Annotated in this window: 12 protein-coding genes; 3 read left to right on the top strand and 9 right to left on the bottom strand. The window is 72.7% G+C overall.

Annotated features, from left to right (window positions below; all coding sequences use genetic code 11):
- Positions 1-588: 588 nt before the first annotated feature.
- The 5 genes from ABZ719_RS22350 to ABZ719_RS22330 form a co-directional block, all read right to left on the bottom strand.
- Entirely contained in the window at positions 589-1578 is a 990-nt protein-coding gene (locus ABZ719_RS22350; protein WP_366726930.1) for a hypothetical protein, read from the bottom strand.
- A gap of 22 nt (positions 1579-1600) precedes the next feature.
- A complete protein-coding gene (locus ABZ719_RS22345; RefSeq protein WP_366726929.1) occupies positions 1601-2845 on the bottom strand; it encodes a hypothetical protein in 1245 nt (414 codons plus the stop codon).
- Positions 2846-2889: 44 nt separating this feature from the next.
- Positions 2890-3252: a hypothetical protein gene (locus tag ABZ719_RS22340; protein ID WP_366726928.1), complete on the bottom strand. Its 363-nt coding sequence runs from the start codon at positions 3250-3252 to the stop codon at positions 2890-2892.
- 260 nt (positions 3253-3512) lie between these two features.
- Positions 3513-3857: a hypothetical protein gene (locus tag ABZ719_RS22335; RefSeq protein ID WP_366726927.1), complete on the bottom strand. Its 345-nt coding sequence runs from the start codon at positions 3855-3857 to the stop codon at positions 3513-3515.
- A 130-nt stretch (positions 3858-3987) separates the two neighbouring features.
- On the bottom strand, positions 3988-4431 hold the full coding sequence (locus tag ABZ719_RS22330) for an MMPL family transporter (RefSeq protein WP_366726926.1): 444 nt from the start codon (positions 4429-4431) through the stop codon (positions 3988-3990).
- Positions 4432-4758: 327 nt separating this feature from the next.
- On the opposite strand from ABZ719_RS22330, the gene ABZ719_RS22325 reads away from it, so the two are divergent.
- Positions 4759-5574 (top strand): hypothetical protein, encoded by an 816-nt coding sequence (locus tag ABZ719_RS22325; protein WP_366726925.1) that lies wholly within the window; start codon positions 4759-4761, stop codon positions 5572-5574.
- A gap of 17 nt (positions 5575-5591) precedes the next feature.
- Positions 5592-6017 (top strand): hypothetical protein, encoded by a 426-nt coding sequence (locus ABZ719_RS22320; protein ID WP_366726924.1) that lies wholly within the window; start codon positions 5592-5594, stop codon positions 6015-6017.
- Between the two features lie 251 nt (positions 6018-6268).
- On the opposite strand, the gene ABZ719_RS22315 is transcribed toward ABZ719_RS22320, so the two are convergent.
- A complete protein-coding gene (locus ABZ719_RS22315; protein ID WP_366726923.1) occupies positions 6269-7153 on the bottom strand; it encodes a LysR family transcriptional regulator in 885 nt (294 codons plus the stop codon).
- A gap of 134 nt (positions 7154-7287) precedes the next feature.
- On the opposite strand from ABZ719_RS22315, the gene ABZ719_RS22310 reads away from it, so the two are divergent.
- Complete coding sequence (locus ABZ719_RS22310) at positions 7288-8556, top strand: MFS transporter (protein WP_366726922.1); 1269 nt, start codon at positions 7288-7290, stop codon at positions 8554-8556.
- A gap of 341 nt (positions 8557-8897) precedes the next feature.
- On the opposite strand, the gene ABZ719_RS22305 is transcribed toward ABZ719_RS22310, so the two are convergent.
- The 3 genes from ABZ719_RS22305 to ABZ719_RS22295 all read right to left on the bottom strand — a co-directional run bounded on the left by ABZ719_RS22305 (position 8898) and on the right by ABZ719_RS22295 (position 11274).
- A complete protein-coding gene (locus tag ABZ719_RS22305) occupies positions 8898-9746 on the bottom strand; it encodes an alpha-L-glutamate ligase (protein ID WP_366726921.1) in 849 nt (282 codons plus the stop codon).
- A complete protein-coding gene (locus ABZ719_RS22300) occupies positions 9743-10687 on the bottom strand; it encodes a hypothetical protein (RefSeq protein WP_366726920.1) in 945 nt (314 codons plus the stop codon). The genes ABZ719_RS22305 and ABZ719_RS22300 overlap by 4 nt, the downstream gene beginning before the upstream one ends.
- A 176-nt stretch (positions 10688-10863) precedes the next feature.
- Positions 10864-11274 (bottom strand): DUF6299 family protein, encoded by a 411-nt coding sequence (locus ABZ719_RS22295; protein WP_366726919.1) that lies wholly within the window; start codon positions 11272-11274, stop codon positions 10864-10866.
- Positions 11275-11358: the final 84 nt, after the last annotated feature.

Below are 11358 nucleotides of genomic sequence, written 5' to 3'. Positions count from 1 at the left end.
CGCCTCCAGTACCGGCCAGGCACCCTCGACGGTTTCATAGTGGGCACCGGCCTGGCTCTCGACGAACCGGCGTCACCCTGACAAGCCGAAGTCAGGTAGTGTCCATGGAGGCGATCAGGAGCAGGTGACGGCCCTTGGACCACAGGCCACGCCGGCGCGTGAACGACCGCTCCCCTTCGCATCGCCGGGATTGATGAAAGTCCTCAAGGAAGTGCATAGAGCCGAGAAAGTGGCTGCGGGTAGTGGGAGTTCTCTGGGACTTTCGGCTGCATCAACAGATACGGGCCTGCTGACCGCCCACTGACCCTGTCGGCCCGGCTCGCCGACGTGCAGTCGGCTGCTGCCGTGCTCACGGAAAAGAAGTCGACGCGGATCGTCGATCCGCTCGGTGAGAAGGCTGGGGTCGGTTCGGCCGATCTCTGTGCGCCCTTGGAGGACTGTGAACTGCGGCGGTGCGGTGAACACGGCGGTGAGGTTCATGAAGTGCCGATGTCCGAAGCGCCGCTCGGCCTGCATCCGCCCCCTGAACGGCCGCAACCCCGGCCAGGTCATTGGGCCAGTGCCGGGGCCTGTAGGGCGCTCGAAGGTTCACGCGCGGTGAAAGACGTCGAGTGCGCCGTAAGCAGTCGGCTTGCTGTCGGCCAGCTCAGGGTGGTTGCCCACGCGATGCCGGAGGATGCCGACGGTGTCGGGCCACACGGTGAAGTGCGCTCCGTCACCGATGAGGATGCGGTCCCAGTCCTCGGAAGCCGAAACGCCGGCTCGGTCGATGACGAACCCGCGGCAGTCGGCCGCATCCTGATCGAGCGTGCGCACCAGTGCCGCGACCGCCTCCTCACGGTCGGACACGGGAATGCCGGTGAGGCGCAGCGTGATGCTCTGCGTCGTCTCGTCCGTGCGTCGCACGATGCCGGTCAGGGACTGGTCGTAGCCCTTCCAGCAGGTGAACTCGATCTTCGAGTATCGATCGTCGGCCAAGGCGGCGGCCAGGGCTGCGCCATCACCCGTCAGCGGCTCACGGTTTCCGACCGGCGTCTCACGGAACCCGAAGGAAGCATGGGTCAGCGGGTGCACGGCGGAGAGCCCGGCATCCTCCAGATGCGTGAGGAGTTGATGGGCACGCGCCCTGTCCAGTTTCGGCACGTACCAAGTGAAGAAGCCCGCAGCCTTGGACGGGGCCGCAGCGGGGGCGTGGTCCGGGAACTCCTCCCGGAAAATGCGCCTGGCCCGTTCGTCGGGCACGACAGGGACCGTGTAGTTGTTGGCCCGGATGTGGTCCAGGAACTCCTGCGGCAGAGCGGCGTGGTGACGGCGCACGTAGTGCGTGAGATCGACGGGCCAGAGCCAGGTGCCATCCGTCATCAGGGATCCGGAGCCGACGATCCACTCTTCGCCGGTGAGGACGTCGCGCTCGGCGCCCATCGTGGTGTAGATCTCCAGGGCCGATCCCAGGTAGGCGAGGATACGGTCCTCGTCCCAGGGCCCACTGTCCTGTACGGCGTCTCGCAGCGACGGCGCATCGTCTGCCGCGATGCCCTGGCCGCCGATCTCCCGGTAGAAGCCCGCTCGCTTGATCATTTCCACTCCTGTGAGCCTGCCGCTAGTGGGCCATGGGCAGGTAGGTGCGCCAGTAGCCATTGTTGCCGATGGTGGGGGTCTGGTTGAGTCCGAGTTGGGGGGAGGTTCCCACCTTGCTCGTGGGCGCCGCCACGGGCACGCCGAGCTCGTTGGCTACGGACTGCGCGAGGGGCAGTTCGGGCGGTCTCGCGTCTGCGCCGGAGTGGCAGGAGATGAGGCGCACCGGTTCACCGTGGTAGTTGGGATTGCTGCGGATGGCGTCCGCGATGTGATTGGGGTGCACTTCGAAGTCCATAAGGGTCTTTCCCGCAGCGTTGACGCGGCCGGGCACGAACACCCCCTCGTCCGTGCCATGGACGACCACGTCGTGTACGCCGGGGACACGGGCGACCCGTTGCAGGTTGTTCAGGGTGCGTTCGTCGTAGCCCACCGTGGTGGTGTTCTTGCCGAAGTAGACCGGGTCGCCCGAGACCAGTTCGTAGTCGCCGGCCCGTGCCGGTGCGACGGGGATCTTCGAGTCGGGAGACTGGATCAGCTTCCACGTACGGGACTTGCCCATCTCGTCGAGGGCCGCGCTGTTCAGCCGGAAGCCGTTGAACAGGCTCTCCATGCCGCCGTTCTCGGCGACGATTCGAGCTGTGCCCCCACCTGCCCCGAAGGCGCCACCGAACGCCATGCCGTAGAGGGCGGAATCACTCACCTCGTCGAGGCTGAGGCCCTTGCTCTCGCCGGTGGCCATGGCGACGGGCTGGGTCACGGCGAGGTCGACCGTGATCGATTCGAGTCCCCCGATGGCGGCCGTGGCGAGGGTGGTGCCGGCGATGGTGGCGATCTCGGTGGACACGGTCACGCCGAGCGTGGCGGACAGCTCCAGGATCGAGGCGGTGGCGGCTGCCGCGGCGCCCTCGGAGATGCCGAGCGTGAAGACCGCCAGGGCGGTGCCGGCGACGATGGTGGCGCCGGCGATCTCCAACTCGTGTTCCAGACGCTTGACGGCCTCGTGGACGACATCGGCGTACTGGTCAAGGGCCTTGGCCATGTCTCGGGCGCCATCGATCATGTCCCGGAGCCAGCCGTGGCCGTCGTAGTAGTAGCGTCGCCAGAACGGGTCGTCGAAGGCGGATATCGCCTCGCCCTTGTTGTGCTCGATGATGGCGCGCGCCGATTTGTTCGCCGCGACCGTCACGTCTTCCAGGTCGTCGGCGAAGTCCCGCCAGGCTTTGGCCGCGTCGCGCAGACCCCCTTCGTCGGCATCCGGCCACCACATGCCGGTCAAATCCTGGACGATCTCTTTGGCCTTGTCCGCCGCGCTCACTGCGCGTTCCCCTTGCCGTCGTGCGGGGCGAGCTGGATCTTGCTGAACATCGAGCGGACCAGTAGTTCGTTGTCGATGTGACCGTCGGCCATGTCGGTCATGGCCGCTTCGATGCTGGCCAGGCCGAGCGCGAGAATCCCGGCGGCGGTCTCCATCCTCCTGACGTGCGGGCCGTAGTGCTCGTGGAACTTTTTCCCCTGCTCGTCGTCACCCCACGGCGAACCGGCCGCTGCCAGAGCCGTCTTGAGCTTGGTCAGCGCCTTGGCGAGGTCGGAGCTGTGCGTGTGGAAATGCGGGGCGGTCGCCTTCAGATCAGCGATCTTGATGTCGAGTATCCTGCCGTCGCTGTGGTCGCCCATGGCGTCTTCTGCTCCCCCTGAGTCGGCTGACCGGCACGAAGACGGTAGATCACCGAGCCGATTTGCTCTCGCGATCCTGGTCAAGTAGTGGCAAAGCCCCAGTCGAGGCGCGCAAAGAGGGAGGGGTCTGCTGCCCGCCAAGTGATCACCGAGGACTGGCACGCCCCGGCGAGAACCGGAGAATCATTCCGCCTGCCTTGCCCCGCCCCAGCATCCCGAGGCTCGGGCGCGGCTTCCCGGTACTCGGCGCGTACCGGCGCTCATGCACCTGTGCGGGCGCGCCAACTGGTGGCTGCCCCGCTCACCGGACCGGGCGCTTTCGAGAGGGTGAGCATGCCGAGCAGGGCGACCACGACGGTCAGACCGGCGAGCCCACCGCCGCCGACAAGGCGGCCGAGGCCAGGCTGGCCACCGCGATCGGGCAGGTCTGGCGTCGGCAGGGCCAGCGCGCCCAGGACCACGAGGGCGAGCAGTCCGAACGCCTTCGGCCGCGCCTGGAGCCCGGGACGGCAACGCTGCACATCGCGCACGGCCATGTGGGTCAGCAGGGCGTCGAGGGCGACGGCCACCGCCAGGCTCAGGGCGCGGACCGCGCCGGAGGGCACAGCGGGTCCGTGGGGCCGGTGGGCCGGGCGGATCCGCCTGCGCCTGGGTGCCGCGGACGACGGCAACCTGCCGGTGACCTCGACGAACCGTCAGGCGTACGGCATGATCGCGGAGGGCTTCGGCCCCGGCTCAACGGTCGGTGGCGAGTCGCTTCACCTGGTCGGTCTGGGTGTCGCTGACGTCCTGCTCGAAGGCGACGGTGGCGTAGGCCGTCTTGCCGTCCGCGCTGATCTGGCGCTCGCCCGCCGGTGAGAAGGGACTGCTCACCGAGGCGACACCCGGCGCGGCCCCGATCCGGTGCACGGCGTCGGCCGTCGGCCGCTCGGCGGTGGGGTCGGTGACCCTGCCGTCCTTCACCTGCCACACGATCCGGCCGCTCCTGCCCGCCGCGCTGCTCGCCGCCTCCCGCAACAGGGCCGTGGCCCTGGCGGAGTCGGTGTTCTGCGCGACCGGGCTGTCGCCGAAGTCGCTGCCGCCCACGCCGACCGCGGCCCCGAGAGCGGTCAGCAGGCCCACCCAGGCCAGGACGACGGCGAGCCGGTGCCGGTGGCACCAGCGGGCGAGAGGGGACATCCACGAGCCTTTCGAGGGGTACTCCACACACAGAGCCGGACCAGCGGTTGCGGCCCACCCTCACGCTCGCACTCGGCCGGTCTCTCGCCATTGGCCGTCCGCAGGCACTTGGGCCTGCTGCGATCGCAGCAGACCGGCGCCGAGAGGGCTCCTGCCGCGCCGGCGTCCGCCACCGCCCCGTGACCGGGACCGGATCCCGGCACCGGCCGGGCCCCTGGCCCATGGCGAGCGGACGGTCACAACCTCCCCCGCTAACTAGCCAGTTCGGGCGAAACCTGATCAGCCGTCGCCTCTTTCCCGTACGCTTCCCGACGCACGGAGCATCAGGTGGGGGGATGGCTGGCAGTGGCCGGTGACAGATCTGACGCCCGGTGGGAACAGCCCCAGGAGCCCGAGCACGGGTCCGGTCTCGACGGCCGGACGGGCGACGGGGGCCGGATCTACCAGGCTGCGCGCGACATCAACCGCAGCAGGATCACTCATGTCCTCGTGAGCGGATGGGCCGTCCTCGCCGCCGTGGTCGCCGTCGCCGCCGGGGCGGGGGGCGCGTACGTGCTCACGACCGGGCACGGGAAGAAGGAGCCCGGCGGCCAGGCGCCCCCCGCGGCCGTGAGCTCCCCGGCCCATGGTCCGACGGTGGACCACGCCTCCGCCCCGCCCGGTGCCACGGCCGGTGCGGGCACCCCGAGCGGCACGGACCCGGCGACGGCTTCCCCGGACCACCCCGCGCGGAAGACGCCCGCCGGATCCACCGTGCGCTGGCAGGGCACCCTGGCGATCGGCGCGGGGGACGGCAAGGAACTGGACGGGGACCACCCCGTGTCCGGCTCGACCTCTGCCCTCGGCGGGTTCGACATCTCCACCGGGGAACTGGGGGACGGCCTGCGGGCCTTCGCGGGGAACGGAGCCATCGCGCGGTGGCAGGACCCCACCAGGGAGCCCGGCGAGTCCGACTGCGCCGACACGGTCGACGCCGGCGGCGAAACCTACGGGGTCAAGCTGCGGGAGGGCATCGTGCTGTGTCTGCGCACCGACGAAGGGCACGTGGTCCGGCTGAAGGTGACCAGGGCGCCGCAGGACTACATGTCCGCGGTGGAGTTCGAGACCGTCGTGTGGAACACCACCGACGGCCAGGGTGGCTGAGGGGACGGGGAGGGGACATGGACCCGCTGGTGATGAGCGCGGCGAGCGCTCTGGTCGGTTCGATGGCGACCGACGCGTGGCAGCAGGCGCGTTCGGCGGTGCTGGTGCTGTGGCAGCGGACCCGTCCCGACCGGGTCCCGTCCGTGGCGGGCCGGCTGGCCGAGGTGCGCGAGGACGTGCGAGCGGCCAGGGAGATCGATGACAGGCAGGCCGAGGAGGCCCTGGCTCTGGAGTGGGCGCCGCAGCTCCAGCAGTTGCTGACCGCGGATCCCGCCTTGCGTCAGGAGCTCCAGCGGGTGCTGGACGAGGTGCTGAGGCCCCTCCTGCCGCCGGACGCAGCCGCTCGCCGCGACGGGGTGCGGATGCAGGCGCGAGGCGGCCACCACTCCCGTATCTACCAGGCGAACGGCGACATGACCTTCAACGGCGGCTCAGGAGACTGACAGCCGGACAGCGGCCGGACCGGCCGGTGCGGAGCCGGCCTGCGGAACCCAACCGGAAGTCGGCCGGTTCGGAAGTCGGCCGGTCCGGGGGTCGGCCCGCGGGAGCCGACGGGTCGTCACGCGCCGGGGACGGCCGGGGTGCCCGTACGCAGAGGACGGGCGGGGGTCCGTACATCCGAGCCGGTCGTCGCCCGGCTCCGGCGTCCGACGGCCTCACGCACCTCATGTCTCACGCCTTGGGGCCCGCCCGGTCAGGTCACGTACTCGCGGGCCAGTGCGATCATGGCGCGCGCCGCCGCGCCGGGGCGGTGGCCGCTCGGGGCGGCGAGGGAGAGGGGCCAGGTCAGGTCGGCGTCGCGCACCGTCAGGACGGCGACGTCCTCGGCCTCCCGGAGCGCGAACCTGGGCAGGAGCGCCACCCCCAGGCCGTGCCGTACGTAGTCCACGCCGGTGGCGACATCGGTGTTCTCCACGGTGACGCGGCGGGGTACGGCGGCCGCGGCGAAGGCGCGGTCGGCCACGGCCCGGTTGCCGTAGCCCACCGGGGAGTCGACGAAGTCGAGTCCGGTCAGCTCGGCGATCGACACGCTGCCGCGCCCGGCCAGCGGATGGCCCGCCGGTACGACGAGGTCGAGGACCGAGCTGGTGAGGCCGGTCAGCGAGATGCCCGCCGGGCAGGGACCCGGCAGTGAGACGAACGCCAGGTCGAGCTGCCGGTCGAGGAGGGCGGCCACCAGGCCCTGGGAGCCGGAGGGCTCGGCGCTGGTCCGGAGCAGCACGCCGGGATGGCGGCGGTGGAACTCTCCGAGCAGCGCGGGCAGGTCGAGCAGCCGGACCGAGGTCAGCGTGCCCAGGCGCAGGGTGCCGCGCAGTCCGCCGCTGACCTCGGCGACCGCGTCCGCGGCCTCCTGCGCGGCGAGCAGCGCGGCGCGGGCGCGCGGGAGCAGCGCGGCGCCGGCGTCGGTGAGCAGCACCCGCTTGGAATTGCGGTCGAGCAGCTGCGTGCCCAGCTCGCGTTCCAGGCTCTTGATGGTGCTGGAGACCGCGGACTGGACGATGTGCAGCCGGGCGGCGGCGCGGGTGAAGTTCGCTTCGTCGGCCACGGCGACGAAACAGGAGAGCTGGCGCAGTTCCATCCCCCGATCATCTCACTGAGAGATGGCTATGGTCTGGGACTTTCGTTGGACGAGATGCTTCCGGCGCCGCATTCTGAGGGGTGTTCTACCCACCGTCCCGACCGTCCGTCCGTCCCAGTCTGGAGCTGTTCCCCATGACGCAGTCGATCTCCGCGGCCCGCGAGCGCAGGGCCGCGTCCACCGGTCCGCGGGGTGCCGCCCCGCGCCGCGCCGGCGCCCGGCGCCACGGCGTCGGGTTCTCGCTCGTCGCGTTCGCGTTCCTGACGGCGATGGCGTTCTCCACCGTTCCCACGCCGCTGTACCCGCTGTACATGGCCAAGGACGGCTTCTCCACGTTCGTGGTCACCCTCGTCTTCGCCGCCTACGCGGTGGGCGTCGTGATCAGTCTGGTCCTGGCCGGTCACGTGTCGGACCGGGTCGGCCGCAAGAAGACACTCGTCCCGGCGATCGGCCTGGAGCTGATCGCCGCCGTGCTCTTCCTGACGAGCACGGCGCTGCCCGTCCTCCTGGTCGCCCGGGTCGTCACCGGCCTGGGGGTCGGCATGGTCACCGCCACCGCGACGGCCCACCTGCACGAGCTGCACGCCGCGCACCGGCCCGGTGCCTCCACCCAGCGTTTCGAGCTGGTGTCGACCGCGGCCAACATCGGCGGCCTCGGCGTCGGTCCGCTCGTCTCCGGCGTCCTGGCCCAGTGGGTCACCGGCCCGCTGCGCACCCCCTACCTCGTCTTCGCCGTGCTGCTGCTGGCTGCCATGGCCGCCGTCGCGCTGACGCCCGAGACGGTCGAGGAGCAGTTCGTCAGGCCCGCCTACCGGCCGCAGCGGGTCTCGCTCGACCACGGTGACCGTGCCGGGTTCACCGCGGCCGCGGCGGCCTCCTTCGCCTCCTTCGCCGTCTTCGGACTGTTCACCTCCGTGGCCCCGGGCTTCGTCGCCGGTTCCCTGCACCACCCGTCCCGGGCGCTCGCCGGGCTGATCGTCTTCGCCGTCTTCGGTGCGGCGGCCGCCGCGCAGAGCCTCACCATCCGGCTCGGCACCGCCGCCAGGCGCGGGCTCGGGCTGGCGGCCCAGGCGGTCGGGGTCGCGGCGCTCGTCACCGGGATGCGCACCGCCGGCCTGACCACCTTCCTGGCCGGCGGCATCGTCGCCGGGGTCGGCGCGGGCGTGCTGTTCAAGGCCTCCGTCGGCACGGTCGCCGCGCTGGCGGCGCCCGCCGAGCGCAGCGAGGCGCTCGCCGGGCTGTTCCTCATCGCCTACCTGGGCCTGACCGCGCCCGTCGTCGGCATCGGGCTGGCCGCCCGCTCCTTCCCCGTGACGACCGTGATGACCTGGTTCGCCGGCCTGCTCTGGGTGCTGCTCGGCGCGGTCGCCGTCCTGGCCCGGCGCCGCCCGGCCGACGCCTGACCCGTCCCACCGGTGGGCGCGGCCGGATCCCCGCCCCGCCCGCGCGCCGGCCCACCCGGCCCGCGCCACCAATCCGGCCCGCCCCACTCGTCCGGCCCCCACCCGACCATCCGGCCCGCGCCCACCCGTCCGGCCCGCTCCGCCCGTCCGCCCACTCCCGCTCGCCCCGGCCGCGTGGCCGCGAGCGGAGCGGTCGTACGCCGTCGCAGGGAGCGCGCGCCGGCCGTGCTCGTCGACCCTTTCCGGGCGCGGCGGGGCCCCGGAACCGGGCCGGGCCGCCGGACGGCTCCGGCAGCGGCCCCGGCGGGTGCCTCACCCCGTCCGGCGGGTGTACGCCCAGGTCACGTGCGCGGGGGCCGCGCGAAGGGGTCGCGCGGCCGGGCCGCGGCGGGCCCGCCGCCCGCCGTGGCCCGGGACAGCGCCAGTGCCGCCAGGGCCTCGGGCGCTCCGGGCTGGTCGCGGGCGCCGGGAAAGGCGTTGATGTCGACGATCACCGCGGTGCCCTCGCCGCCGTCGAGGATGTCGACGCCGTAGACGTCCAGGGCGAAGACCGTGCCGACGCGGCGGGCCAGGGCGGCCCAGCCCGGCGGGAGGGCGTCGAGGGCCAGGGACAGCGTCGGGCCCCGCCCCTCGGGGGAGAGTTCGGAACGGCGCAGGGCGGCGAAGAGCCGGTCCCCCACGACCCACAGTTTGTGGTCCCAGCCGCTGTTCGGGGTGAAGTCCTGGACGACGACCGGTTCCCGGGGGTGGGCGGCGGCGAGCCGCGCCAGTTCCGCGGCGCCGTCCACGCGGGCCACCACGTCGTGCCGCCGGCTGTGGCGGCTCTTGACGACCACGGGTCCGGCCGGCGGCGGCGCGGCGGCCAGTGCGGCGAGGCTGGTGAAGGTGCGGGTGGCGGCGAAGGGCAGGCCGGCCCGCCGGGCGTGTGCGGCCATCGCCGTGCGGTCCTGGCACAGCTCCGTCGCGGCGGCCGTGTTCACCACGGGTGCGCCCCGTCGTTCCAGGGCGCGGGCGAGGGCCAGGGCGCGCGGTGTACGGGCCTTGAGGAGGTAGACGTCGGCGAGCGGCCCGGCGGGGTCCGCCGCCGTGGCCGGGTCCAGTGTCTCCACCTGGTGCCCGGGGCTGAGCAGTGCGGTGGCCGCGGCCAGCAGCGGATGGCCGGGGTCGGGTGTGATCAGGCCTATCCTCATGGGTTCTTGCCCGCGGTCACCGGGACCTGTCCGGGGTGGGGCGGCAGGGGCAGGACGAGCGGGGTCCCGTCCTGCGGAGCGGGCCGGACCGCCTCGGGCAGCGGGTCCGCGGCGGCGGGCGGCGGGGTGGCGGGGCGGGCCGCGAGTTCGAGCACGGCGCGTGCCACCCGGGCGACGCCGTCCGGGACCTGACGGAAGCTCGGGAAGTCGTTCACGTCGACGACCACGGGACCGTCGGGTCCGAGCACCACGTCCACCCCGTACAGATCGAGGCCGTAGACCACGCCGACCCGGGCGGCGATCGCGGCCACCTCGGCCGGCAGCGCGACGCGGCGTTCCCGGACGGCGTGGTCGGGGTGGAGCGGGGAGCGGCGCTCGGTGGCGTACAGGTCGCCGCCGACGCTGTAGACCTTGACGTCGAGGCCCGGGTTGGGCACGTACGGCTGGGCGATGAGCATGCCCTCCCCGGCCAGTTCGGGCAGGAGTCCGGCGAGCCGGTCCGGGGCGGGGACCAGGTGCACCGCCCGGCCGGAGCTGCCGTCGGCGGGCTTGACGACGAGCGGGTACTCCGACTCGGGGATCCGGGCGAGCAGTTCGGGGCGGGCCGCCGCGTAGGTCGGCGGCAGCGGCAGCCCGCGGCTGCGGCCGACGGCCGCCGCGAGCGCCTTGTCCCGCACGCCGCGGATGGCCCGGGCGTCGTTGACGGTGGTCATCCCGGCGAGGGCGGCGGCTTCCAGGAGGGTGAGTCCGGGGCCGCCGGAGACCGTCTTGAGCACCCAGGCGTCATGGGCGCCCGCCTGGATCGCCTGCGTCATGTCCAGCAGGGAGCCGCCCGGCCGTACGACGTCCACCTGGTGTCCCCAGGACGCCAGTCGGCGGATCACCTCGACCGGCATGCCGTCGTGGCGGTACTGCTCCTCCACCAGAAAGCAGAGCTTCATCGATCTTCCCCGTAACCGCCGGGCGCCCGCGCTCGTCCGGCACCCTGTGTGACGTCCTGTGGCGTCACAGGATGTCATGGACCGTCCGCCGCAGGGAGGGTGGCTGCCCGCTCGCGGTGGCGGGCGGCGCGGACGCGGGCAGCCGGCCGGTCTCCCGCGGTGCGCCCGGCCGGGGCTCAGGAGGCCCGGGACAGGGTGACGTCCTGCTCGGCGACCGCGTGGAAGCGGGGCATCAGCGGCAGGCCGCCCTGGGTGGTGAGTTCCATGACCGTGGCCTCGACGTGCGCGGCGCCCGGCTCCAGCGGGTTCGCCGGTGTGCCCGTGTTGGCCCAGGTGTGCACGGCTCCGTCGCACACCGCCCGGGTGCCGCCGATGCCGTAGCGGGTGACGGAGCCGGTGCGGCTGATGGCGGAGCTGACGAAGACGGGGCCGCTCGCGCCGGTGCAGCGGTAGGTGCCGGAGATCGTGACGGTGCCGTCGGCCGCCGTCCGGACCGCCGGGTCGACGGTGAGGCTCTCCTCGGCGGCCGTCTGAGCGGCGGAGACGGGCGCGCTCAGCAGCAGCGCGGCGGCGGCCGTGCCGAGCACGCCGAGAAGGGATCGTCCACGGATGCGGGATCGTCCACGGGTGCGGGACGGGGTGAGGGACATCGGGGCCTCCCGGTACGGGTG

The sequence above is a fragment of the Streptomyces sp. NPDC006743 genome (genome assembly GCF_040703815.1).
Lineage (GTDB): Bacteria > Actinomycetota > Actinomycetes > Streptomycetales > Streptomycetaceae > Streptomyces.
This window is presented reverse-complemented; position numbering and strand designations above follow the sequence as displayed.